Origin of the sequence: Delftia sp. WSY_7, from assembly GCF_043104845.1 — a bacterium.
Classification (GTDB): Bacteria; Pseudomonadota; Gammaproteobacteria; order Burkholderiales; family Burkholderiaceae_C; genus Comamonas; species Comamonas tsuruhatensis.
Genome location: NZ_JBICLB010000053.1, coordinates 17,430 through 40,202, shown reverse-complemented (window position 1 = coordinate 40,202; position 22,773 = coordinate 17,430). Strand labels below are relative to the sequence as shown.

Here is a 22,773-nt window from a genome sequence, read left to right as displayed (position 1 = left end):
ATGTAATGGCGGCCTGGCTTGATTTCCTGCTCCAGCTGCCAGGCGTGGATGTTTTCCTGGTCGCCTGCGGCGGCTTTTTCCGGGGGATAGAAGGGAATGGATTCGCCGCCGGGCAATGCGCCGTGCGAGGCAATGATGTCGTCGCACAGCACCAGGGTGTGCCGGCCCGATGCGTGCTCGAAGAAATAGTAGATGCCTTCGTGCTCCATCAATCGCGAGACGAAGTCGCAATCGCTTTCGTTGTATTGCACGCAGTAATCCCAACTGCGATAGGCGCGCGTGAGTTTCCTTTGCATTGGATGGCCATAGACGCCCAATACCTGCTCGACGATGTCGGGCACGTTGAGGTTCTGGAAGATGCGAAAGTCGCTCTTGCGCGTGGCAAGCCACAGCCAGGGGCTCAGGCGGGCCTTGTAGGCGTAGTGGCGATGGTCCTGGCCCTGCATGCCGAAGCGGGTGACGATGCCGTCGATGAAGCGCCTGCCGCTGCCCTGGGTTTCTATTTCTATGGTGGCGTTTTTGCCCAATAGGGCCTTGGGATCGATGCTTTCGCTTTCGCTGAGCATTTCCACATCGAGGCTGAAGAGCTGGCTGATGTTTTCCTGGCCGCGCAATTCACGGAAATGCAGTTCATCGCCCAATGGCGTATGGATGGTGACTCGGCGTGTCATTGGTGCTCTCGCCCTGTGGGGGCGCCCTCCCGATCTTTCAATACGGAAAGATCATGGAAGAATGAGCCGCTCTATGGAAATTCCAATTTCTGCCAAAAAATAGGATTGCCAAAAGGAAAATTGCCGCGTCTCCCACTCGGATCGGGCTTGGGAAAAGCCTAGGACAAGCGGCCGGAGCAAGGGCCTTCATGATGTGCAGCCGCCACACATCGCCCCGGCTGGCCGCCCCCGGATCAGGGCGCCGCACGCCCGCGCAGCCGCTCAGGGGTTCAAAGAGTCCTTCCGATGATCTCCTTCATGATCTCGTCGCTGCCCCCGTAGATGCGCCCTATGCGCGCATCGGTCCAGGCGCGGCCGATCTGGTATTCGGTCATGTAGCCGTAGCCGCCGTGCAGTTGCAGGAATTCGTCGAGCAGGCGGTTTTGCAGCGCCGTGGCATTGAGCTTGACCATGGCGGCCCGGTCGGGGGCGAGCGCGCGGCGCAGGTGCAGGGCGATGCAGTCGTCCACGAAGACGCGCAGCATGGTGGCCTGGGCCTTGGCCTCGGCCAGCTTGAAGCGCGTGTTCTGGAAGTCGAACACCGGCTGGCCGAAGGCCTTGCGCTCGCGCGTGTAGGCAATGGTCTTGTGCAAAAAGGCCTCGATGGAGGCGGCCGCGCGCACGGCCACCACCAGGCGCTCCTGGGCCAGTTCGTGCATGAGGTACTTGAAGCCCGCGTTCTCCTCGCCCAGCAGGTGGTCGGCCGGCACGCGCACGTTGTCGAAGAACAGCTCCGAGGTGTCCTGCGCCATGAGGCCGATCTTCTCGAGCTTGCGGCCCTTGGAGAAGCCGGGCATGCCGTCCTCGACCACGATCAGGGACACGCCCTTGGCACCCATCTCGGGCGCGGTCTTGGCGACGACGATGACCAGTTCCGAGTTGATGCCGTTGGTGATGAAGGTCTTCTGGCCGTTGAGCACGTAGTGGTCGCCCTCGCGCCGCGCCGTGGTGCGCACGGACTTGAGGTCGCTGCCCGCGCCGGGCTCGGTCATGGCGATGGCGCCGATCAGCTCGCCTGCGGCCATGCGCGGCAGCCAGCGGTCCTTCTGGGCCTTGCTGCCATAGGCATGGATGTAGGGCGCGACGATGTCCGAATGCAGCGGAAAGCCCAGCCCGCTGGCGCCCGTGCGCGCGATCTCCTCCAGCAGCACGGCCGCATGGCCGAAGTCGCCGCCGCCGCCGTAGGGCTCGGGCAGCATGGGGTTGAGCAGGCCTTCGCGCCCGGCCTTGCGCCAGACCTCCTTGGGCACGATGCCCTGGCGCTCCCATTCGGCATGGTGGGGCACGATCTCGCGCTCGAAGAAGCGGCGGGCCTGCTCGCGGAACTGTTCATGGTCTTCGCGGTAGACGGAGCGCTCGGTCAGGTCTTGCATGGGTCGGTATCCGGTGGTTGTCGGTGAGGAAAGACGGTGAAGGGCCGTTCAGGCGCTGCGCAGGTTGAAGCCCGCGTGCGGCTGCTCGCGCAGCCTGTCCTTGAGCACGCGGCGCAGCAGCTTGCCCGTGGGCAGGCGCGGCAGCTCGTCCACGAACTGCAGGCGCTGCGGGCGCTTGAGGCGCGACAGCGTGGCGCCGGCCTCGGCGACGATGGCGTGCGCCATCTCTGCACTGGCCGCATGGCCCTGGCGCAGCACGACCACGGCCATGGGCTGCTCGCCGAAGTCGGGCTCGGGCACGCCGACCACGGCCACCTCCTGCACGGCCGGGTGCGTGGCCAGCGCGTTCTCTATTTCCTGCGGATAGAGGTTGACGCCGCCCGACAGGATGAGGTCGGCCCGCCGGTCGCTGAGAAAGAGGTAGCCCTCCTCGTCCACATGGCCCAGGTCGCCATAGGTGGCCCAGCCGCGCTCGTCGATGGCCTCGCGGGTCTTGGCGGGGTCGTTGAGGTAGGCGAAGGGCGCCACGTCCGAGAAGAACACGCGGCCGATCTGGCCCGCAGGCAGCTCCTGCCCGTCGTCGCCCACGATGCGCAGCCGACCGTAGCTGGCGCGGCCCACGGAGCCTGGACGCCGGCGCCATTCGGCGGAGTTGATCAGGGTGATGCCGCAGCCTTCGGAGCCTGCGTAGTACTCCAGCAGGATGTCGCCCCACCAGTCCAGCAGCGCCTGCTTGACGGCCACCGGGCAGGGCGCGGCCGCATGGATGGCGCAGCGGTGGCTGGACAGGTCATAGCCGTGCCGCACCTCCTCGGGCAGCTGCAGCAGGCGGCCCAGCATGGTCGGCACCCATTGGCTGTGGGTGATGCGGTAGCGCTCGATCATCGCCAGCGCCTGCTGTGCGTCGAAGCGCGCCGTGATCACCACCGCGCCGCCGCCGTCCAGCGTGCGCAGGCAGTAGCGCAGCGGCGCTGCGTGGTACAGCGGCGCGGGCGAGAGGTAGACCGTGTCGGCATCAAAGCCCATGTTGCGCTGCCAGGCCAGGAATTCGGGGTCGGCCTGCGTGCGGTAGAGCGCCGCCGGCAGCGCCTTCTTGATGCCCTTGGGCCGGCCCGTGGTGCCCGAGGAGTACAGCAGGTCGCGCCCCAGCGGACGGCCTGACAGGTCGATGGGCGCGGGCGCCTGCGCACGCCAGGCGGCCAGGGCATCGGCCAGCGACGGCAGGCCCGTGGATGCGCAGTCTCCGTCCACCGAATGCACGGAGGCGGCCAGTTCGGCCGGCAGCTGCGCCGCCGTGGCGGCCGAGGCAAAGACATGGCGCACCCCGCTGTCGCCCAGGATGTAGGCCACCTCGGGCGCCGTCAGGTGGGTGCTGATGACCACCGTGTACAGGCCCGCCAGGCGCGCGGCCAGCACCAGCTCCAGGATCTCCACGCGGTTTTCCATCAGCACGGCCACCGTGTCGCCGGCCGCCAGGCCCTGCCCCGCCATCCACTGCGCCACTTCGCGCGAGCGCTGCGCCAGCGCGCCCGCCGTGTGCTGCTGGCCGCTGTCGCCCATGGTCAGCGCAACGCGGTCGGGCCGGGCATCGGCCCAGCTGTGAAAGTCATGCACGCCTGTCTCCTTTGCTTTTTTGAATCCGCCGTCTCGAATTCATCGGGTTTCAGCAAGTATTTTTGTTTGCGCGCGGTTTTTCATCCGGGAAAACGCTTTGTTCAATGCAAATTTCGAGACTTATCATTCATTTCGTGAACCTCCAGTCTCATTAAATCAGCATGAACACTCCCGTCATCGTCGATGCCATCCGCAGTCCCATGGCCCGGGCCAAGCCCGATGGCGCCCTGGCCCAACTCCACCCCGTCGATCTGCTCAGCCAGGTGCTGGAGCAGCTCGTGCAGCGCAACCGCATCGACCCCGGCGCGGTGGACGATGTGATCACCGGCTGCGTGAGCCAGGCTGGCGAGCAGGCCGGCACGCCGGGCCGCCTGGCCTGGCTGGCCGCAGGCCTGCCGGCCCATGTGCCGTCCACCACCATCGACCGCAAGTGCGGCTCCAGCCAGCAGGCCGTGCACTTTGCCGTGCAGGCCATCATGTCGGGCACGCAGGACATGGTGATCGCCTGCGGCGTGGAGTCCATGAGCCGCGTGCCCATGGGCAGCTCGCGCATGGGGCAGAACACCACGGGCGCACGCTTTGATGCGCGCTTTGCGCCGGGGCTGGTGGGCCAGGGCGTGTCGGCCGACCTCGTGGCCGCGCGCTGGGACCTGGGCCGCGAGGAACTGGATGCCTATGCCGCGCGATCGCACCAGCGCGCCCATGCGGCCCAGTCGGCCGGGCGTTTCGAGCGCGAGATCGTGGGCATCACCACGCCTGCCGGCCTCGTCAAGGCCGACGAGACCATCCGCCCGGGCACCACGGCGCAGAAGCTGGGCGCGCTCAAGGCCGTGTTCCAGAACGACGAGCTGTCGGCGCGCTTTCCGCAGATCCGCTGGCACACCACGGCGGGCAATGCCTCGCAGATGACCGACGGCGCCAGCGCCATGCTGCTGATGAGCGAGAAGCGCGCCCAGCAACTGGGCCTGCGCCCGCGAGCGCGCTTCGTGGCGCTGGACGTGGTGGGCGACGATCCGCTGTACATGCTCACGGCCCCCATTCCCGCCACGCGGCGCGTGCTGGCCAAGGCCGGCATGCGGCTGGAGCAGATGGACCACTGCGAGATCAACGAGGCCTTCGCCTCCGTGCCGCTGGCCTGGCTGAAAGAGCTGAGGGAACTGGGCGCCGACCCCGAGCGGCTGAACCCGCGCGGCGGCGCCATCGCCCTGGGCCATCCGCTGGGGGCCTCGGGCATCCGCCTGATGACCACCATGCTGCACGCGCTGGAGGACAGCGGCGCGCGCTACGGCCTGCAATCCATGTGCGAGGCCGGCGGCATGGCCAACGCCACCATCATCGAACGCCTGTGAGCCAGGCACGGGAGACACATCCATGCAACTGCAAGAGAACATGACGGCCCTGGTGACGGGCGGCGTATCGGGCCTGGGCGAGGCATCGGCCCAGGCGCTGCTGGAGCGCGGCCTGAACGTGGTGGTGGTGGACCTGAACGAGGACCGCGGCGCGGCCATGGTGGATGCCGCGCGCCAGCGCCACGGCAGCCGCCTGCGCTTCGTGAAGGCCGACGTGGCCGACGCCGACCAGATGGCCGCCGCCATTGCGGCCGCCGAGGACTTCGGCGAGTTCCGCGCCCTGGTGCACTGTGCGGGCGTGGGCGGGCCGCTGCGGCTGGTGGAAAAGGACGGCAGCCCGGGCTCGCTGGACAAGTACACGGGCATCGTGCGCGTGAACCTGATCGGCACCTTCAACACGCTGCGCCTGGCCGCCGCCAGCATGGCGCGCAACGAGCCCGTGCAAGGCGAGCGCGGCGCCTGCGTGCTCACGGCCTCGGTGGCGGGCTACGAGGGGCAGATCGGCCAGATTCCCTACGCCTCGGCCAAGGCCGGCATCATCGGCATGACCATCGTCGCCGCGCGCGACCTGGCCACGCGCATGATCCGCGTGTGCACCATTGCGCCGGGCCTGTTCGACACGCCCATCCTGGCCAAGCTGCCCGACAACATCCGCCAGTCGCTGGCCGCCTCCGTGCCCAACCCCGCACGCCTGGGCCACCCGTCCGAGTACGCGCTGACCGCGCTGCACATTCTTGAAAATCCCATGCTCAATGGCGAGACGATTCGCCTGGACGGTGCCATTCGGATGAGTCCTCGCTGAGAAGCGCCCCGGCCCAGCACACGCGCGGAGAAGAAACACCATGTTCAAACGTCTCACGCTGGCGGCGGCTGCCTTGCTGTGCGCCACGGCAGCCATTGCAGCCGATGCCTGGCCCACGCGGCCCATCACCCTGGTCGTGCCGGGCGCGGCCGGGGGCTCCACCGACATTCCCGCGCGGCTGCTGGCGCTCAAGCTGGGCGAGCGGCTGGGCCAGCCCGTCATCGTGGACAACAAGCCGGGCGCGGGCGGCTCCATCGGTGCCAGCCAGGTGGCACGCGCGCAGCCGGACGGCTATACGGTGCTGGTGGGCAACACGGGCTCCAACGCCATCAACTACACGGCCTACAAGAAGCTGCCCTACAGGCCCGAGGACTTCGTGGCGCTGACGGACATGATCTCGTTCTCCAACGTGCTGGTCGTGCCCCAGGCATCGCCGGTGCGCTCGCTGGACGATCTGCTCAAGGCCGCGCGGCAGGCGCCGGGCAAGCTGTCGTTCTCCTCGGCCGGCGTGGGCCAGACCACGCACCTCATGGGCGAGCTGCTGCGCGAGCGCACGGGCGTGGACGTGGTGCATGTGCCCTACCGCGGCTCGGCACCGGCCACGGCGGCGGTCGTCTCGGGTGAGACGCAGTTCATGTTCGACAACCTCACGGCCTCGCTGGTGCACATCAAGGCGGGCAAGCTGCATCCCATCGCCGTGACCGGCGCGCAGCGCGAGCCCGAGCTGCCCAACGTGCCCACCACCACCGAACTGGGCCTGCAGGACTTCGACAAGGTCGGCTGGATGGGTTTCTTCCTGCCCGCGCAGACGCCGCCCGCCGTGGTGCGCAAGCTCACCGACGGCCTTGTCGCCGTGCTCCGGGACCCCGAGGTGGCGCGCCGCTACCGCGAGCTCGGCGGCCGCCCGGGCGGCATGCCGCAGGCGCAGTTCACCCAGCTGGTGGACAACGACCGCAAGAGCTGGGGCGCGCTGATCACCAGCCGCCAACTGCAACTCGACTGAACCGATTTCGACGGAGACGCCATGAAGGTGCTGGACAGCGTGCGCGTGCTGGAGATTGGCGGCATCGGCCCGGGGCCGTTCTGCGCCATGCATCTGGCGGACCTGGGAGCCGATGTGGTGTCCATCGTGCGGCCCGAGGCGGAACCCGCCGCCGCCTCAGCCGCCTCATCCGCCTCCGCGCTGTCGCGCGGCAAGCGCTCGGTGTTCGCCGATCTCAAGTCGCCCGAAGGGCGTGACCTGGTGCTGGCCCTGGCGCGCGATGCCGATGCGCTGATCGAGGGCATGCGGCCCGGCGCCATGGAGCGCCTGGGCCTGGGACCCGAGGCCTGCCAGGCCCTCAACCCGCGCCTGGTCTATGGCCGCATGACGGGCTGGGGCCAGGACGGCCCGCTGGCCCAGGCAGCCGGCCACGACAACAACTATGCGGCCGTCTCGGGCGCGCTGTGGGGATGCGCGCCGGCCGATGCCCGGCCGGTCTCGCCGTTTGCCACGCTGGGCGACATCGGCGGCGGCGCCATGTACCTGATGACGGGGCTGCTGGCCGGCATCGTGCAGGCACGCGCCACGGGGCGCGGCACCGTGGTGGACGCGGCCATCGTCGATGGTGCGGCGCACATGCTCAACCTCATGCTGCATGCGCGCCAGCGCGGGCTGGTGGCCGACGAGCGCGGCCACAGCATCCACGACAGTGCGCCGTTCTACGAAACCTATGCCTGTGCCGATGGCGGCTTCATCACCGTGGGCGCCATCGAGCCGCAGTTCCACGCCCTGCTGCTGGACAGGCTGGGCCTGACCGGTGCCGCAGCGTTCCAGGGCCCCCAGTGGGACCGCGCCGCCTGGCCCGCGCGGCGCGCGCAGCTGCAGACGCTGTTCGCCTCCCGGCCCCGCGCGCACTGGCAGCAATTGCTGGAGGGCAGCGATGCCTGCTTCGGCGCCGTGCTCAGCCCTGTGGAAGCCGCCCGCCACCCGCACCTGCAGGCGCGCGGCGTCTACCTGCAGCCCGAAGGCGGCGCCCTGCAGGCCAGCCCCGCGCCACGCTTTGACGGCCAGGCCTATGCGCCGGGCCCTGCGAATGCCGCAGGCTCCGACACCGCCAGCGTGCGGGAGAAGGTGAGCGCAGGGCGCGCGCAGGAAGTCTGGCGCAGCGCCCGCTGATTCACGAGAGGCTGGAGGCGCCCAGCATGCCTTCGACCAGGCGCACCAGCGTGATCAGGCGCGGCCCGGCATCGCTTTCCAGCGCGCGGCTTTGCGGGCTGTAGATGGGCAGGGAGACCGAGAACACCCAGTACTCGCCGTCCTGGGCCGTGGACATGGGCACGGCAATGGACTGGATCTCGCGGTGCAGGTCGCCGTGGCTGCGGCAAAAGCCGTGCTCGGCCAGGTCGCGCCGCGCATCGTCGAGCCGCTCGCGCAGTTGCTGGGCGCGTGCGGGATCGTCGGCCTGCAGCTCGGCGATGAAGGCCTCGCGCTCGGCCTCGGGCAGGCTCAGCAGGTAGGCGCGGCCCGTGGCGGTGCGCGACAGCGAGATGTGCACGCCGATCTCGGGCAGGAAGACCTTGTTGGTCAGGCCGTTGGCCAGCTCCACCAGGCACAGCTGGCGGCCGTGGCCCACGGCCAGCTGGATCTGGCCCTCCAGGTGATTGGCCAGCTCCTGCATGTGCGGCCGCGCGAACTGGCGCATGTGCATGCGCGCCAGCACGGGCGAGGACAGGTTCAGCAGCCCCACGCCCGGCACGTACTTGGACAGGCGCTCGGAGTAGCGCATCAGGTTCAGTTCGCACAGGGTGTCGATCAGGCGGAACAGCGTGGGCTTGGGCAGGCCCGTCATGTCCATCAGTTCACGGGCGCTGAGTTCCTGGTGCTTGTTGGAAAAGCACTGCAGTACGGAGATGCCGCGCACCAGGGCGGCCACCAGCTTGCCACTGTCTTCGGAATTCATGGATTGATGAGGGCTGAAAAGATGAAACGATTGTCTCAATTTTCAGGGTGCCGCCGCACAGATTTCCAGGGCCATGCGCAGTGCAAACCCGTAAACAGGCCTTGCCCCGCGCAACGGACATGACACGGCACAATCGGTCCATGCTTGGCGCCCTGCGCCTCCCACCAGAAAAGCCTGCCGTGTCCGAACCGTTTGCCGCCGTCCCGCCTTCCGAATCGCCAGACTACGACGCCTTTTTGCGCGCCCATGTGCTGAGCCAGCCCCTGAGCATCCAGCGCTATGACCGGGAAGACGAAACCATCTGGGTCAAGCGCGCGGGCGCCAGCAACCCGGCATGGCGCTATCGCGCGCTGGCCCTGCTCGCCTTGTGCCTGCGCCTGCCCGTGCTGCGGCCCGTGCCCAATCCAGGCGGCCACGAAGCCATCCGCACCGAGGTACGCCGCCTGCGCCAGCTCGCGCAGCGCGGCCTGCGCGTGCCTGCCGTGCTGGCCGAGTGCGAGGACGGCTTTGCCATGCGCCACCTGGGCAGCCCCGGCGTGGAAGCGCCCTCGCTGGGCAATGCCATGGAAGCCGCCCTGCCCCGGAGCGACGGCAGCACGCTGGCGCTGTGGCTGCAGGGCCTGCAGACCCTGCAGCAGGTGCATGGCAGCGGCGACTGTCTGAGCCAGGCCTTTGCGCGCAACATGGTCTGCTGTGCCGATGGCGTGATCGGCTTCATCGACTTCGAGGACGACCCTGCCGCCCACCTACCCCTGGCGCTGTGCCGCGTGCGCGATGCCCTGTGCTACGCCCACTCCACGGCCTGGATACTGGAGCAGGCCGGCGCCATGCCGGCCGCGCGCACGGCTTGGCGGGATTTCGTGCAGTCCATGGAGCCCGAAACCCGCGCCCTGATGGCGCGCACCGTGAAACAGCTGGCCTGGGTGCGCCGCCTGCCCGAAAGCCGCCGCCTGGGCCGCGACATGCAGCGCGTGCGCATGGCCTACACGCTGGTGACGCCGTAGCGGCAGCGGCCTGAAGGCCTCAGCCGGGCAGATGGCCCAGCGAGGCGCTGACGCGCGCCGCTTCGGCGCGCAGGGCCCGGGCCACCGCGCCCTGCGGGTCCGGGTCGAAGCCGCCGCTGGCGCCCAGCGCGCACAGCACGCCCACCACATGGCCCGTGTAGTCGTGCAGCGGCGCCGCCACGGCGCTGATGCCCGGCAGGTTGACGTCGCGCACCGAGGCGCAGCCCGCAGCGCGGATCTCGCGGCGCAGCGTGCCCAGCGGGTCCGCGCCATCGAGCAGCGCGCGCCGCGCGGCCGGCGCCTCGGCCAGCTCCCGGGCCAGCAGCGCATCCACGCGGGCATCGTCGTCCATGAAGGCGAAGAAGGCGCGCCCCGTGGCCGACCACAGCAGCGACATCACCGAGCCCACGCGCACATTGACGGTGACCGGCAGGCCCGGCTCCTCGAAGCGCACGATGGTCGGCCCCAGGTTGCCCATCACGGCCACGAAGCTGGTGACCTGCAAGGCCTCGCGCAGGTGCAGCAGGGCCGGCTCGGCCAGGCGGATGGGGTCGGACTGCCGCATGGCAGCCAGGCCCACGCGCATGGCCTCGGCCGCCAGCGCGTACTGCGTGCCGCCACGGTCCTGCTCCACCAGCCCCTCGGCCATCAGGCTGGCCAGGTAGCGGTGGACCTTGGCCGGGCTTTCCTCCACCGCGCCCGCGATGGCCGTGAGGCTGGCGCGTCCGCCCAGCGTGGCCAGGGCCTTGAGCACGGCCAGGCAGGTCTCGGCGGCCTGCACGCGCTGGCGCCTTTCGCGCGGCGGCGCGGGCTCGTCAATCTCGGAGGCAGCAGTGGAAGTCATGGCGGCAGGGCGGGTCTGGAAAGGCCTGTTTTAAGGGCTGGCGGGGCATTGTGCCGCAGCTTGCGGGTAATCCCGGGCGGTGTTTTTACGCAATGCGTAGAAAAATTACGCAAAACGAGATTCCATGGATTCCACCCAGGCCTCACCGGAGACAAGCCCCATGCACAAGCGCCTTTTCCTCACCACACTGGCCGCAGGCCTGCTATCGGCCACCGCCCTGCCCGGCGCGCTGGCCCAGGACGGATTCCCCAGCAGGAACGTGCGCTGGATCGTTCCCTACGCGGCCGGCGGCGGCTCGGACTTCCTGGCCCGCACCATAGGCCAGGCCTGGGGCGGCCAGGTGCACCAGCCCATCGTGGTGGACAACCGCCCGGGCGGCAACACGGCCATAGGTGCCTCGGAAACCGCGCGTGCCGCCGCCGATGGCTACACCGTGCTGTCGGCCGACAACGGCACCCTGGTCTTCAATCCCGTGCTCTACAAGAGCCTCAGCTACAACCCCGCCAGGGACCTTGCACCGGTCACGCTGATGGGCCGCTTCCCGATGATCCTGGTGGCCGGCCCCGGCATGGCAGCGGCCACGGCCAAAGACTTCCTGGCCCAGGCGCGCACCAGCAAGGACGGCGTGAACTACGCCTCCGCCGGCGCCGGCAGCCCGCACCACCTGGCCATGGAACTGCTCAGGGTGGAGGCCGGCCTGAAGCTGGTGCACGCGCCCTACAAGGGCGCGGCGCCGGCCCTGGGCGACGTGGCCGGCGGCCAGGTGCCCGTGATGATGGTGGACCTGGCCGCGGGCGCAGGCTTCATCAAGGGCGGCAAGGTCCGCCCGCTGGCCGTGGCCAACGCCACGCGCCTGCCCCAGTTGCCCGACGTGCCCACCTTCGCCGAGCTGGGCCTGCCCAAGGTGCAGGCCGCCGCCCTGGTGGGACTGGTGGCGCCCGCCAGGACCCCGGCCCCGGTCATCGCGGCCCTGCACCGGCAGGTCGTGGCCGCGATCAACGAGCCCGCCGTGCGCCAGAAGCTCGTGGATTTCGGCGTGGAGCCCGTGGGCAACACGCCCGAGCAGTTCGCCGCGCTGCTGGCCAGCGAAAGCACGCGCTGGCACCAGCTGATCCGCGACCAGAACATCACTTTGGATTGACCCTCCGCGCCTGCCTGCGAACCTGCCATGACTGCCTCCGCCGCCTCCAACGCCGCCCCGTCCGCCTTTGCGTCCGGCTCTGCGCCCGCCTCCGCGCGCTGCCCCTTCGACCACCGCCAGCCCAGCGGCCAGACCGGCCCCACGGGCTGCCCCGTCAGCGCGGGTGCCGCGGCCTTCGACCCGTTCAGCGACGGCTACCAGCAGGACCCGCCCGAATATGTGCGCTGGGCGCGCGAGCAGGAGCCGGTGTTCTACAGCCCGCAACTGGGCTACTGGGTGGTCACGCGCTTCGACGACATCAAGGCGGTGTTCCGCGACAACATCGCCTTCAGTCCCTCGATCGCGCTGGAGAAGATCACGCCCACGGGCGAGGAGGCCAATGCCGTGCTGGCCTCCTACGGCTTCGCACTGAACCGCACCCTGGTCAACGAGGACGAGCCCGCCCACATGCCGCGCCGCCGCGCGCTGATGGACCCGTTCACGCCCGAGGAGCTGCGCCACCACGAGCCCATGGTGCGCGAGCTGGCGCGCGCCTATGTGGACCGCTTCATCGACGACGGCCGCGCCGACCTCGTGGACCAGATGCTGTGGGAGGTGCCGCTGACCGTGGCCCTGCACTTCCTCGGCGTGCCCGAGGAGGACATGGACAGGCTGCGCGAGTACTCCATCGCCCACACCGTCAACACCTGGGGCCGGCCCCGGCCCGAGCAGCAGGTGGCCGTGGCCCATGCGGTGGGCAACTTCTGGCAGCTGGCCGGCAAGGTGCTGGCCAAGATGCGCGAGAACCCCGATGCGCCGGGCTGGATGCAATACGGCATACGCAAGCAAAAGGAGCTTCCCGAGGTCGTCACCGACTCCTACCTGCACTCCATGATGATGGCCGGCATCGTGGCCGCGCACGAGACCACGGCCAATGCCACGGCCAACGCCGTCAAGCTGCTGCTGCAGCATCCCGGCGCCTGGAAGCAGATCTGCGAGAACCCCGCGCTGATCCCCAATGCCGTGGAGGAATGCCTGCGCCACAACGGCTCGGTGGCCGCCTGGCGGCGCCTGGCCACGCGCGACGTGGTGATCGGCGGCGTGGCCGTGCCGGCGGGCTCGAAGCTGCTCATCGTGACCTCGTCGGCCAACCATGACGAGCGGCATTTCGCCGATGCCGACTTCTTCGACATCCACCGCGACAACGCCGGCGACCACCTGACCTTCGGCTATGGCTCGCACCAGTGCATGGGCAAGAACCTGGCGCGCATGGAGATGCAGATCTTCCTGGAGGAGTTCACGCGCCGCCTTCCCCACATGCGGCTGGCCGAGCAGCGGTTCACCTACGTGCCCAACACCTCGTTCCGGGGCCCCGAACACCTGTGGGTGGAGTGGGACCCGGCCCTGAACCCCGAGCGCGCCCGTCCCGCCCTGCTGCAGGCGCGCCAGCCCGTGCGCATCGGCGAAGCCCTGCAGGGCGGCGCCAGCCGGCCCATGGTCGTGGCCGAGGCCGAGGCTGCCGCCGAAGGCGTGCTGCGCCTGCGCCTGAAGGCCGCCGATGGACACGCCCTGCCGCGCTGGACGCCGGGCTCGCACATCGACCTGCAATGCGGCGACACGGGCCTGTCGCGCCAGTATTCGCTGTGCGGCGACCCGCAGGACACCGGCAGCTACGAGATTGCCGTGCTGCGCGAGGCCAACGGCCGTGGCGGCTCGGCCTGGGTGCATGCGCATCTGCACCGCGGCGCCACCGTACAGGTGCGGGGCCCGCGCAACCATTTCCCGCTGGACGAAGGCGCCAGCCACCTGATCCTGGTGGCCGGCGGCATCGGCATCACGCCCATCTCGGCCATGGCACGGCGCGCCAGGGCGCTGGGCCTGTCCTATGAAATCCACTACAGCGGCCGGCGCCGCGCGGGCATGGCGCTGCTGACGCCGCTGCAGGCCGAGCATGGCGCCCGGCTGCACCTGTACGTGGCGGAGGAAGGCCGGCGCGCCGACTACGCCGCCTTGCTCGCCACGCCGCGCGCCGGAGCCCGCATCCATGCCTGCGGACCGGCGCGCCTGCTGCACGGCCTGGAGGCCGCCAGCCGCCACTGGCCCGAGGACAGCCTGCGCGTGGAGCACTTCGTCTCCACCGTGGGGGCGCTGGACCCTGCCAGGGAGCAGGGCTTCGAGGTGGAACTGCGCGCCTCGGGCCTTGTGCTGCAGGTGCGCAACGACCAGACGCTGCTGGACGCCCTGCGCAGCGCGAAGATCGAAGTGCAAAGCGACTGCCGGGAAGGGCTGTGCGGGTCCTGCGAAGTGCCCGTGCTCGAAGGCGAGGTGGACCACCGAGACATGGTGCTCACGCGCGGCGAGCGCGCGGCCTGCACCAAGATGATGAGCTGCTGCTCGCGCGCCAGGAGCGGCAGGCTGGTGCTGGGCCTGTAGACAGGGCTCCGCTGCACTGTGCCCGCAAGCCCGGCGCCCAGAAACACAAAAGCCCCAAGGCCATCATCGGCAATGGGGCGATCGCATCGGTGGGCGCGCTTCGGGGCGCACCTGCCTCCAACCGGATTACTGGTTGGCGATTTCGAGCTCGGCGTTGCGGGCTTGCTGGATGAAATCGATCAGGGAATAGATTGCTTGGCGCATGGTGAACTTCCTTACTGAGACGCTCAACAATCACTGGCGGCATGCATCTCAAGTGCCGCGAATGCCGGGAAAACCCTCTAAGCGTTTACCCTAGGAATAAGTATAAACCACTAGATCCCGGCGTGCAAACGCACAGTTGTAAGCGCACGTCAAGATTCCGCAGAGGCGCCCAACTGCGTCCCAATGTCAGGCATGGGATGATTCAGGCTTATGACCGCGCCTTCCGTTTCCCTCGCACCCTGGCACATAGAGCCGCTGAACCCGGCCGAGGCGCCGTGGCCGCTGCTGCTGTCGGCGGATCCGTCGCGGGAAAAGGTGCGCGGCTATCTGGCGGGCTCCACCTGTTTTGCCGCGCGCGAGTCCTTCCAGCGCGAAGGCCAGCCGCCGCGTCCCGGCGGGCGCGGCGAGGTATTGGGCATGTGCGTGCTGGTGCCGCTGCGCGCCAGCGGCGACGAGGCCTCAGGCCCACCCGCCTGGGAGCTGATGAACATCGCGGTCGCGGAATCGCTGCACCACCGGGGCCTGGGCACCGCCCTGCTGCGCCAGGCCATCGCCTGGGCGCGCTCGCAAGGTGCTCCCCGCATCGAGGTCGGCACCGGCAGCTTCGGCGACCAGCTGGTCTTCTACCAGCGCGCGGGTTTTCGCGTGACGGGCATCGTGCGTGACTTCTTCCTGAAGCACTACACCACCCAGCTGTGGGAGCGCGGCGTGCAGCACCGCGACATGCTGCGCCTGACGCTGGAGCTGGGCACGGGCCGCTGAACGGCCGCCCCGCTCAGTCCGAAGACATCTTCATCAGCACCAGGCCCGAGACGATGAGCACGGCCGCGCCGATGCGCATGGCGCTGACCTGCTCGCCCAGGACCGTGATGCCGACCAGGAAGGCGCCCACGGCGCCGATGCCGGTCCAGATCGTGTAGGCCGTGCCCAGCGGCAGGCTGCGCATGGCCACGGCCAGCAGGCCGAAGCTGGCGATCATGGTGACGATGGTGATGGCGCTGGGCACCAGCCGCGTGAAGCCGTGCGATTGCTTCATCGAGAACGCCCAGACTACTTCGAGCAGCCCCGCCACCAACAGATAGACCCATGCCATGGAAAACTCCTTGTGAAGCCGGGTCGTCCCGGCGCATGCATGTCCCGATGTGGGGGAGGCCGTCCTCCTGGCAGAAGGGCTTGCGCCTCCTGCATGGCCGCCAGTTTAGGAGAAAGCCTTCAAGCCGGCCGCACCCAGCCTGTTGCCCCATTGCCGCCTGGGTGGTTGCTGCACAACAGCATCCAGGCTTCAGGCGGCCAGTGCCTCTTCCTGCTCGGCCAGCAGGATGTTGCCCACGGTGGCGCCCAGGCCGGCCACACGCTTGCGCAGCTTGAGCACGGCCTTGTCCTTGCTGATCAGCAGCGCCTGGTGCTGGCTGGCCAGGTCCAGGAAATGCTGGTCGTCGGGGTCGGTGCAGGCAAAGCGGATGCGCGGCGCATCGGCCACGTATTCGACGGCTCCGTCGAAGGCCGAGAGCACGCCCTCGACCGTCTTGCCGTAGAAGGCCACGCGCGGCGCGATCTGGCTGTAGTGCAGCACGCGTTCGAGCTCGATGCGCTGGGCCTGGTCGGCGATCCAGCGCATCTGCCCCTGCTCCACCAGCTCGCGGATCGGCGGAACATGCGGATCGTCGAAGATCAGCATGTCAAGGACCACATTGGTATCGAGCACCACGGGCCGGGGCAGGGGACCTTCGTAGCCGTCGTTGCACTGCGGCCAGCGCAGCACGATCTTCATGGCGCGGCGCCCTCTGCCGGGCCTTCGGCGGCCTTTCTGGGCTTGACAGCGCCACGGACCATGTCGAAGCGGAACAGCCGGCACTCGATGGGGCCGTTCCACATGGGCGTGCGCCGCGCTTCCTTCAGGCGCATCTTGCCGGGCAGCTTGAGGTCGGGCGTGAGCATCCAGGCGCTCCAGCCGCTGTAGTTCTTCTTCCAGTGGGTGGCCAGCTGGCTGAAGAATTCCACGCCGTCCTCGGTCTGGGCCGTCTCGCGGCCCGCGCGCTCGACCACGGCCATGCGCTCGCCGGCGCTGCGGCCGGCCGAGCCGGCTGCGGCAATGCGCTCGCCATAGGGCGGATTCAGCAGCATCAGGCCGGGCTGCTCGCAGGGCGGCATGCGCTGCAGCGCGTCGCCGCCGCGCAGCTGCACGGTCTGGCCCACGCCCGCGCGCTCGGCGTTGCGCTGGGCGAAGTCCACCATGCGGTGGGACACGTCGGAGCCATAGATGCCCACGGGGCTGTCGGGCAGGATGGCGGCCTCTGCCTCGTCCAGCATGGCTTCCCACACATGCCTCTGGAAGGGCACGAGCTTTTCGAACGCGAAGCGCCGCAGGATGCCGGCCGGAATGCGCCGGGCGATCTGCGCGGCCTCGATCAGCACCGTGCCGCTGCCGCAGCAGGGGTCGTACAGCGGCTGGGGATCGTCGCCGTGCGGGTCCCAGCCCGTGGCGGCGATCATGGCCGCGGCCAGGGTTTCCTTGAGCGGCGCATCGCCCTTGTCCTCGCGCCAGCCGCGCTTGAACAGCGCCTCGCCCGAGGTGTCGATGTAGATGGTGGCCTCGTCGGTCGTCAGGTGCAGGTGCACGCGCACGTCGGGGTGGCGCGTTTCCACGTCGGGGCGCACGCCCTTCCTGTCGCGGAAGCGGTCGGCAATGGCGTCCTTGACGCGCAGCGCCGCAAAGTTGAGGCTGGTCAGCGGGCTGTGCTGGGCCGTGACTTCGATCTTGAAGCTCTCGCGCGGGGAGAACCAGATCTCCCAGGCCACTTCGCTGGCGGCGCGGTACAGGTCGTTTTCGTTGCGGTACAGGGTCTGCGACAGCTGCACCAGCACGCGCTGGGCCAGACGGCTGTGCAGGTTCAGCAGCAGGGCGTCGCGCCACAGGCCGCGCACCATCACGCCGCCACGGCCGACCAGGAGGTCGTGGCCGCTCAGGCCGGTGATCGCGTGGACCTCGTCGGCCAGAAATCCCTCGACGCCGGCGGCGCAGGGCAAAAACAGATGCAGTTGGTTCATAGCTTGGGTGCCGAGCATACGCGCACCGCGATTCCCCGCGCAGGCGCCAGCCGAAACCCGCTTGCCTGCGCTTCGGCCCGGGCCTACAGTGGAAGCAACCGCGAGGGAGAGCACCATGAAGACTCGAACCACGCCCGTCCACACGGATTTCCTCGGCGCCACGCAGGCCGCACGCCTGGTGGCGCAGGTCGGCGTCGCCGCCTGCCTGGCCGGCCTGGCCGATGCCATCGAGCAAGACTTCGCGCGCTGGCCCGATTTCGAGAAATCGGCCCGCCTCGCCCACCATTCGCCCGGCGGCGTGATCGAGCTCATGCCCGTGTCCGATACGCTGGACTACGCCTTCAAGTACGTCAATGGCCATCCAGACAACGCCGACCGGGACCTGCCCACGGTGATGGCATTCGGCGCCCTGGCCGACGTGGCCACGGGCCTGCCGGTCTTCCTGTCCGACCTGACGCTGGCCACGGCGCTGCGCACCGCGGCCACCTCGGCGCTGGCCGCGCGCCGGCTGGTGCGGCCGGGCTGCCGCAGCATGGCGCTGATCGGCGCAGGATCGCAGTCCGAATTCCAAGCCCTGGCCTTCACCCACCTGCTGGGCGTGGAGCGGCTGCGCATCTTCGACATCGACGTCCAGGCCATGCGCAAGCTGGTGGACAACCTGGGCCATGCAGGCATTGCCGCCCAGCGCATCACCTGCTGCACCAGCAGCGCCCAGGCGCTGGAAGGCGCCGACATCGTCACCACGGTCACGGCCGCCAAGCGCCGCGCCTGCGTGATCGCCGATGCCGATGTGCGCCCCGGCACCCACATCAATGCCGTCGGCGGCGATTGCCCCGGCAAGACCGAACTGCCCGTGGAGTTGCTGCGGCGCGCGCGCATCTTCGTGGAGTTCACGCCCCAGACGCGCGTGGAAGGCGAGATACAGCAGTTGCCCGCCGACGCGCCCGTGACCGAGCTGTGGCAGGTCATCAATGGCCTGGCGCCGGGACGCGGGCACGACACCGAGATCACGCTGTTCGACTCCGTGGGCTTTGCGCTGGAAGACTATTCGGCCCTGCGCTGGTTGCGCGCGCTGGCCCACGACACCGGGCTGATGCAGTCGATCGACCTGGTGCCTTCGCTGGCCGACCCCCGCGACCTGTACCGGCTGGTGCGCGAGGCCGGGCAGGCAGAACGCGGCTTTGGCTGACACGGGGACTGCATACCATGGGTCCCATGAGCATGAACACCCATACGTCCCCGCAGACCGCACGCGCCCTGAGACTCATAGGCGTGCCCACCGACATCGGCGCCAGCCGCCTGGGCAGCGCCATGGGCCCCGACGCGCTGCGCGTGGCCGGCCTGGCCCCGGCGCTGCGCCAGCTGGGCTGCCAGGTGCGCGACATCGGCAACCTGGCCGGTCCGCCCAATCCCCAGACACCGCCCGAGCAGGGGCTGCGCCACCTCGCACCGGCCCGCGCCTGGATGGACGCCGTGCACCAGGCCGTGGGCCAGGCGCTGGACGATGGCGAGCTGCCGCTGATGCTGGGCGGCGACCACAGCCTGGCCATGGGCTCGATCAGTGCCGTGGCCGCCCACTGCCGCCGCCTGGGCCGCGCGCTGCGCGTGATCTGGCTGGACGCCCACGCCGACTGCAACACGCCCGATATCTCGCCCAGCGGCAACCTGCACGGCATGCCCGTGGCCAGCCTGTGCGGCCTGGGGCCCGAGCCGCTGACCGCGCTGTCCCAGGGCGGCGATCCGGCGCTGGATGCCGCCTCGCTGTGCCAGATCGGCCTGCGCAGCGTGGATGACCAGGAAAAGCGCCTGCTGCATTCGCTGGACATCGAGGTGTACGACATGCGCGCCATCGACGAGTTGGGCATGCGCGAGGTCATGCGCCGCGCGCTCGACGGCCTCGCCGGCAGCGACACCCACCTGCACCTGAGCTTCGACGTGGACTACCTCGATCCCGACATCGCGCCCGGCACGGGCACGCCCGTGCGCGGCGGCCCCAGCTACCGCGAGGCCCAGCTGTGCATGGAGATGCTGGCCGATACCGGACGCCTGGGCTCGATGGACCTGGTGGAACTGAACCCGGCGCTGGACCTGCGCAACCAGACGGCCGAGCTGGTGGTGGACCTGCTGGAGAGCCTGTTCGGCAAGAGCACGCTGGTGCGGGCCGATCGCTGAGGCCGCTCAGGCTGGCGAGAGCGAAATACGCCAGCCGTCGCCCGTTGCGTCCGTAGCGAAGCGCACAGGCACAAAGCGCTCGATCACCTCGAAATTGCTGCGCGCATGCGGCGTCAGTTCCGTGCAGGTGTAGCTGGCACCGCGCCCGCTGCGCCAGACGGCCAGCGCCAGCGGCAGGGCCCATTGGTCGGCCAGGTACGGGCCCAGGGCGGCCCGGCTGCCCTGGTGGCGGCGCACCTCGCGCGCCAGGTCATGCGCCACCTTTTCGGCGCTGATGCCCTTCATGCCGAACTGCGTGAACACTTCGCTCAGGTGCTCATAGGCCAGCGTGGCCAGCAGCGCGTTGCCCGGCCCCTCGTTCTGGCGCACGGCAGCCACCTGCAGCTGCTCGCCAGACCAGCCCAGGGCCTGGCCCAGATGGTCCAGTTCGCGCTGGGCCACCGCGCGTGGCAGCGCGGGCGCAAAGCATTCGGCATGGCTGGCCACGGGTGCGCCGCGTTCGGTGATATCGAAAGGCACCAGCCCATTGGTTGCCGGCGTGATCGTCACGTCCATCTCGCCGCCACCGGCCGGATAAAAGCCCAGCCGGCGCAGCCGCAGTTCGCAGCGCGCGCCCAGCCTGTGCAGCAGCGGCGCATAGCTGCGCTCCAGGAAATGGAAGGGCGGCGCGGCCGGGTTGTGGGTGCCGCCGCCCAGGGTCAGGCGGCTTTCGCCATCGGCCAGCATCAGCGCGGGCCACAGCGTCTGCAGCAGCAGGGTGCAACTGCCGGCCGAGGCGATCACGAAGCGGTACTCGCCCGCACGCACCGGCCCCGGTGTGAATTGCAGCGCCTGCGAATTCATCTCGGCGCCCTGCATCTGCGCGCCGCAGATTTCGGCGGCGGCATTGACGCAGGCCAGGTGCTGGCGCATCAGGCCCGGCTTGGCGCGCCCGGCACGGATGCGCTGCATGGCAAAGGGCTGGCCCGTGCACATGGACAGCGCCAGTGCGCTGCGCAGCATCTGGCCTCCGCCCTCCCCGGCGGAGCCGTCGATCTCGATCACTTTCATTTTTCTCTTTCATTCATTGCCGCCAAAGCGCGCCACGGCATCCCGCAGATAGCGGTCCAGCGGCGCCGCATCGGCCTGGTCCCCCGGATCGGGCGCATGGGCCATGGCATGGGCCAGCTCGCGCTCCAGGAAATCATGGACCCGCACCCGGCGCGACCCCTTGGCGGCCTCGCCCAGGCGCATCTTGAGCTCCAGCAGCTCGTTGAGCTCGGCCAGCAGGACTGCATCCTCCAGCGTGCCCGCCGCCAGCTGCGCAAAGCGCATGGGCGGCGCACCACGCCCCTCGCGTATCCAGCGCGCGGCCAGCAAGGGGCGCAGCACATAGAAGTATTTCTTGTAGCGCACCACATCACCCTGCAGGTGGGCGCGCAGGTTCTTGCGCGCCATGGCCACGTAGTGGTGGTAGCCGCGCACCGGCGAAAAGCCCTGCTCGGCCAGCAGATGCAGGCGCTCGGCCCAGGGCTGCTCCTGCCGGTAGACCACGGGCGAGCGCAGCCATTCGAGCAGCGTGGGGTTGGAGGCGCGCAGCAGCCCCAGCGCCTTGCGCAGCTCCCAGCCGCTGACATCGAGCTCGCCGCTGAGCGGCTGCTCTATGACATCGCGGCCCGGCGCCACCGTCAGATACCAGGGCAGGCGGTGGACGTAGATGAAGCGCACGTCATAGTCGCTGTCGGGCGAGGCAAAGCCCCAGCCGCGGCTGCCCGACTCGCAGGCAAACAGCACCGTGACCTCGTGCCTGCGCTCCACCTCGGCCAGATTGGCCAGCACCGTGGCGCGCATGGCATCGGAGACCGGATGCGCGCTCAATACCTTCTCTTCCCTCATGCTCTCATCCTGCTTTCTGTTCCGGAGGATGAGAGCCTGGGGCCCTCATCCACTCACCCTTTCACGCACACCACTTGCTTCAGGGTGTGCACCACCTCCACCAGATCCTGCTGCGCGGCCATGACCGCATCGATGTCCTTGTAGGCCATGGGAATCTCGTCCACCACATTGGCATCCTTGCGGCATTCCACGCCCTCGGTGGCCTTGATGTGGTCCGCCACGCTGAACATCTTCTTGGCCTTGGTCCGGCTCATCACGCGGCCCGCACCGTGGCTGCAGCTCTCGAAGCTCTCCGGGTTGCCCAGGCCGCGCACGATATAGCTGCGCGCGCCCATGCTGCCCGGGATGATGCCCAGCTCGCCGCGCCGCGCGCTCACCGCGCCCTTGCGGGTGATGAACACATCCTGGCCGAAATGGCGCTCCTGCTGCACGTAGTTGTGGTGGCAGTTCACCGCCTCCACATGCGACTCGAAGGGCTTGGCGATCACCTTGCGCACCGTGGCGATGAGGTTGGCCATCATCACCTCGCGGTTGCGCATGGCGAACTTCTGCGCCCAGGACACGCCGCGCACATAGTCGCCAAAGTAGCGGGCCCCTTCCTCGAAATAGGCCAGGTCCTTGTCGGGCAGGTTGCGCTGATGCAGTTCTGCGTCCTTCTTGGCCAGCTCGATGAAATGGGTGCCGATGGCATTGCCCACGCCGCGCGAGCCCGAGTGCAGCATGAACCACACGAAGCCCGCCTCGTCCAGGCAGATCTCGATGAAGTGGTTGCCGCTGCCCAGCGTTCCCAGGTGCTTGCGGTTGTTGGTGTTGGCCAGGCGCGGATGCAGCTCGCACAGCAGGTCGAACTCCTCGGCCAGCGTGGCCCAGACCTGGTCCACCGACACGGGCGGGTTCTCCCAGCTGCCTGGATCACGGCCCCGGTGGCGCGGCACCGAGCCATGCGGCACGGCCTGCTCTATCGCCGAGCGCAGCGGGCCCAGGTTGTCGGGCAGGTCCTCGGCGCGCAGCGTGGTCTTGGCAGCCATCATTCCGCAGCCGATGTCCACGCCCACGGCCGCCGGGATGATGGCCTTGATGGTCGGGATCACCGAGCCCACGGTGGCGCCTATGCCCAGGTGCACATCGGGCATGGCCGCGACATGCTTGAACACCACGGGCAGGCGCGCGGCGTTCTCCAGCTGCTTGCGCGCCTCGTCCTCGACGGGCACGCCCTTGGTCCACATCTTGATGGGGACGCCGTTTTCCACGTTGTGTTGCAGGTAGTTCATTGCGTTGTCCTT

At 69.1% G+C, this 22,773-nt stretch carries 21 protein-coding genes; 10 read left to right on the top strand and 11 right to left on the bottom strand.

The features are described from left to right. From ACF8ME_RS26030 to ACF8ME_RS26020, 3 genes are all read right to left on the bottom strand, one after another. On the bottom strand, positions 1–671 hold a 671-nt coding region (locus tag ACF8ME_RS26030), incomplete at its 3' end, for a type VI secretion system Vgr family protein (protein ID WP_392418866.1). A 269-nt stretch (positions 672–940) separates the two neighbouring features. After that, complete coding sequence (locus ACF8ME_RS26025) at positions 941–2,083, bottom strand: acyl-CoA dehydrogenase family protein (RefSeq protein ID WP_392418863.1); 1,143 nt, start codon at positions 2,081–2,083, stop codon at positions 941–943. A gap of 48 nt (positions 2,084–2,131) precedes the next feature. Next, a complete protein-coding gene (locus ACF8ME_RS26020; RefSeq protein ID WP_392418860.1) occupies positions 2,132–3,697 on the bottom strand; it encodes an AMP-binding protein in 1,566 nt (521 codons plus the stop codon). Positions 3,698–3,858: 161 nt separating this feature from the next. Here ACF8ME_RS26020 and ACF8ME_RS26015 point away from each other — a divergent pair, with 161 nt between their 5' ends. Genes ACF8ME_RS26015 through ACF8ME_RS26000 form a run of 4 tightly spaced genes read left to right on the top strand, consistent with a single transcriptional unit; the run spans position 3,859 to position 8,006 of the window. After that, complete coding sequence (locus tag ACF8ME_RS26015; RefSeq protein ID WP_392418858.1) at positions 3,859–5,046, top strand: thiolase family protein; 1,188 nt, start codon at positions 3,859–3,861, stop codon at positions 5,044–5,046. A gap of 22 nt (positions 5,047–5,068) precedes the next feature. Then, complete coding sequence (locus tag ACF8ME_RS26010) at positions 5,069–5,848, top strand: SDR family NAD(P)-dependent oxidoreductase (RefSeq protein WP_046988290.1); 780 nt, start codon at positions 5,069–5,071, stop codon at positions 5,846–5,848. Positions 5,849–5,888: 40 nt separating this feature from the next. Continuing rightward, the gene (locus tag ACF8ME_RS26005; RefSeq protein WP_392418855.1) at positions 5,889–6,851 is read left to right on the top strand and encodes a Bug family tripartite tricarboxylate transporter substrate binding protein; all 963 of its coding nucleotides are present in this window, start codon (positions 5,889–5,891) and stop codon (positions 6,849–6,851) included. Positions 6,852–6,872: 21 nt separating this feature from the next. Further along, on the top strand, positions 6,873–8,006 hold the full coding sequence (locus tag ACF8ME_RS26000) for a CaiB/BaiF CoA transferase family protein (RefSeq protein ID WP_392418852.1): 1,134 nt from the start codon (positions 6,873–6,875) through the stop codon (positions 8,004–8,006). A 1-nt stretch (position 8,007) separates the two neighbouring features. On the opposite strand, the gene ACF8ME_RS25995 is transcribed toward ACF8ME_RS26000, so the two are convergent. Beyond that, complete coding sequence (locus ACF8ME_RS25995; protein ID WP_016450517.1) at positions 8,008–8,790, bottom strand: IclR family transcriptional regulator; 783 nt, start codon at positions 8,788–8,790, stop codon at positions 8,008–8,010. A gap of 140 nt (positions 8,791–8,930) precedes the next feature. Here ACF8ME_RS25995 and ACF8ME_RS25990 point away from each other — a divergent pair, with 140 nt between their 5' ends. After that, entirely contained in the window at positions 8,931–9,794 is an 864-nt protein-coding gene (locus ACF8ME_RS25990) for a hypothetical protein (protein ID WP_392418849.1), read from the top strand. A gap of 19 nt (positions 9,795–9,813) precedes the next feature. On the opposite strand, the gene ACF8ME_RS25985 is transcribed toward ACF8ME_RS25990, so the two are convergent. Further along, positions 9,814–10,638 (bottom strand): IclR family transcriptional regulator, encoded by an 825-nt coding sequence (locus tag ACF8ME_RS25985; RefSeq protein ID WP_043820050.1) that lies wholly within the window; start codon positions 10,636–10,638, stop codon positions 9,814–9,816. A 160-nt stretch (positions 10,639–10,798) separates the two neighbouring features. Here ACF8ME_RS25985 and ACF8ME_RS25980 point away from each other — a divergent pair, with 160 nt between their 5' ends. The 3 genes from ACF8ME_RS25980 (at position 10,799) to ACF8ME_RS25970 (ending at position 15,157) form a co-directional block, all read left to right on the top strand. Continuing rightward, positions 10,799–11,779, top strand: a complete 981-nt coding sequence (locus ACF8ME_RS25980) for a tripartite tricarboxylate transporter substrate binding protein (RefSeq protein WP_034389537.1) — start codon at positions 10,799–10,801, stop codon at positions 11,777–11,779. 27 nt (positions 11,780–11,806) lie between these two features. Continuing rightward, positions 11,807–14,191, top strand: coding sequence for a cytochrome P450/oxidoreductase (locus ACF8ME_RS25975; RefSeq protein ID WP_392418845.1), 2,385 nt, complete (start codon positions 11,807–11,809; stop codon positions 14,189–14,191). A gap of 414 nt (positions 14,192–14,605) precedes the next feature. Then, a complete protein-coding gene (locus ACF8ME_RS25970; RefSeq protein ID WP_017406990.1) occupies positions 14,606–15,157 on the top strand; it encodes an N-acetyltransferase in 552 nt (183 codons plus the stop codon). A gap of 13 nt (positions 15,158–15,170) precedes the next feature. On the opposite strand, the gene sugE is transcribed toward ACF8ME_RS25970, so the two are convergent. The 3 genes from sugE to ACF8ME_RS25955 form a co-directional block, all read right to left on the bottom strand. Next, a complete protein-coding gene (sugE, locus tag ACF8ME_RS25965) occupies positions 15,171–15,488 on the bottom strand; it encodes a quaternary ammonium compound efflux SMR transporter SugE (RefSeq protein WP_013804742.1) in 318 nt (105 codons plus the stop codon). 189 nt (positions 15,489–15,677) lie between these two features. Further along, positions 15,678–16,166 (bottom strand): putative toxin-antitoxin system toxin component, PIN family, encoded by a 489-nt coding sequence (locus tag ACF8ME_RS25960; RefSeq protein ID WP_016450511.1) that lies wholly within the window; start codon positions 16,164–16,166, stop codon positions 15,678–15,680. After that, entirely contained in the window at positions 16,163–17,443 is a 1,281-nt protein-coding gene (locus ACF8ME_RS25955) for a class I SAM-dependent RNA methyltransferase (protein WP_126312927.1), read from the bottom strand. Before ACF8ME_RS25955 ends, ACF8ME_RS25960 begins: the two co-directional genes overlap by 4 nt. A 115-nt stretch (positions 17,444–17,558) precedes the next feature. On the opposite strand from ACF8ME_RS25955, the gene ACF8ME_RS25950 reads away from it, so the two are divergent. Further along, positions 17,559–18,632 carry an ornithine cyclodeaminase gene (locus ACF8ME_RS25950; protein WP_392418842.1) on the top strand — a complete coding sequence of 358 codons (1,074 nt, stop codon included), beginning with the start codon at positions 17,559–17,561 and terminating at the stop codon, positions 18,630–18,632. A gap of 17 nt (positions 18,633–18,649) precedes the next feature. After that, positions 18,650–19,615 (top strand): arginase, encoded by a 966-nt coding sequence (rocF, locus tag ACF8ME_RS25945; RefSeq protein WP_034367698.1) that lies wholly within the window; start codon positions 18,650–18,652, stop codon positions 19,613–19,615. A gap of 6 nt (positions 19,616–19,621) precedes the next feature. Here rocF and rtcA read toward each other — a convergent pair whose 3' ends face one another. Genes rtcA through ACF8ME_RS25930 form a run of 3 tightly spaced genes read right to left on the bottom strand, consistent with a single transcriptional unit; the run spans position 19,622 to position 22,761 of the window. Continuing rightward, positions 19,622–20,665: an RNA 3'-terminal phosphate cyclase gene (rtcA, locus tag ACF8ME_RS25940; RefSeq protein ID WP_392418839.1), complete on the bottom strand. Its 1,044-nt coding sequence runs from the start codon at positions 20,663–20,665 to the stop codon at positions 19,622–19,624. A gap of 9 nt (positions 20,666–20,674) precedes the next feature. Beyond that, positions 20,675–21,490: a nucleotidyltransferase domain-containing protein gene (locus ACF8ME_RS25935; RefSeq protein ID WP_392418836.1), complete on the bottom strand. Its 816-nt coding sequence runs from the start codon at positions 21,488–21,490 to the stop codon at positions 20,675–20,677. Positions 21,491–21,543: 53 nt separating this feature from the next. After that, entirely contained in the window at positions 21,544–22,761 is a 1,218-nt protein-coding gene (locus ACF8ME_RS25930; protein ID WP_200903756.1) for an RtcB family protein, read from the bottom strand. Between the last annotated feature and the right edge of the window lie 12 nt (positions 22,762–22,773).

Bases quoted from the DNA above. Each gene is read 5' to 3' on its own strand.
- ACF8ME_RS26025 (WP_392418863.1), bottom strand. From the start codon at position 2,083: ATGCAAGACCTGACCGAGCGCTCCGTCTACCGCGAAGACCATGAACAG.
- ACF8ME_RS26015 (WP_392418858.1), top strand. From the start codon at position 3,859: ATGAACACTCCCGTCATCGTCGATGCCATCCGCAGTCCCATGGCCCGG.
- ACF8ME_RS26010 (WP_046988290.1), top strand. From the start codon at position 5,069: ATGCAACTGCAAGAGAACATGACGGCCCTGGTGACGGGCGGCGTATCG.
- ACF8ME_RS26005 (WP_392418855.1), top strand. From the start codon at position 5,889: ATGTTCAAACGTCTCACGCTGGCGGCGGCTGCCTTGCTGTGCGCCACG.
- ACF8ME_RS26000 (WP_392418852.1), top strand. From the start codon at position 6,873: ATGAAGGTGCTGGACAGCGTGCGCGTGCTGGAGATTGGCGGCATCGGC.
- ACF8ME_RS25995 (WP_016450517.1), bottom strand. From the start codon at position 8,790: ATGAATTCCGAAGACAGTGGCAAGCTGGTGGCCGCCCTGGTGCGCGGC.
- ACF8ME_RS25990 (WP_392418849.1), top strand. From the start codon at position 8,931: ATGCTTGGCGCCCTGCGCCTCCCACCAGAAAAGCCTGCCGTGTCCGAA.
- ACF8ME_RS25985 (WP_043820050.1), bottom strand. From the start codon at position 10,638: ATGACTTCCACTGCTGCCTCCGAGATTGACGAGCCCGCGCCGCCGCGC.
- ACF8ME_RS25980 (WP_034389537.1), top strand. From the start codon at position 10,799: ATGCACAAGCGCCTTTTCCTCACCACACTGGCCGCAGGCCTGCTATCG.
- ACF8ME_RS25975 (WP_392418845.1), top strand. From the start codon at position 11,807: ATGACTGCCTCCGCCGCCTCCAACGCCGCCCCGTCCGCCTTTGCGTCC.
- ACF8ME_RS25970 (WP_017406990.1), top strand. From the start codon at position 14,606: ATGACCGCGCCTTCCGTTTCCCTCGCACCCTGGCACATAGAGCCGCTG.
- sugE (WP_013804742.1), bottom strand. From the start codon at position 15,488: ATGGCATGGGTCTATCTGTTGGTGGCGGGGCTGCTCGAAGTAGTCTGG.
- ACF8ME_RS25960 (WP_016450511.1), bottom strand. From the start codon at position 16,166: ATGAAGATCGTGCTGCGCTGGCCGCAGTGCAACGACGGCTACGAAGGT.
- ACF8ME_RS25955 (WP_126312927.1), bottom strand. From the start codon at position 17,443: ATGAACCAACTGCATCTGTTTTTGCCCTGCGCCGCCGGCGTCGAGGGA.
- ACF8ME_RS25950 (WP_392418842.1), top strand. From the start codon at position 17,559: ATGAAGACTCGAACCACGCCCGTCCACACGGATTTCCTCGGCGCCACG.
- rocF (WP_034367698.1), top strand. From the start codon at position 18,650: ATGGGTCCCATGAGCATGAACACCCATACGTCCCCGCAGACCGCACGC.
- rtcA (WP_392418839.1), bottom strand. From the start codon at position 20,665: ATGAAAGTGATCGAGATCGACGGCTCCGCCGGGGAGGGCGGAGGCCAG.
- ACF8ME_RS25935 (WP_392418836.1), bottom strand. From the start codon at position 21,490: ATGAGGGAAGAGAAGGTATTGAGCGCGCATCCGGTCTCCGATGCCATG.
- ACF8ME_RS25930 (WP_200903756.1), bottom strand. From the start codon at position 22,761: ATGAACTACCTGCAACACAACGTGGAAAACGGCGTCCCCATCAAGATG.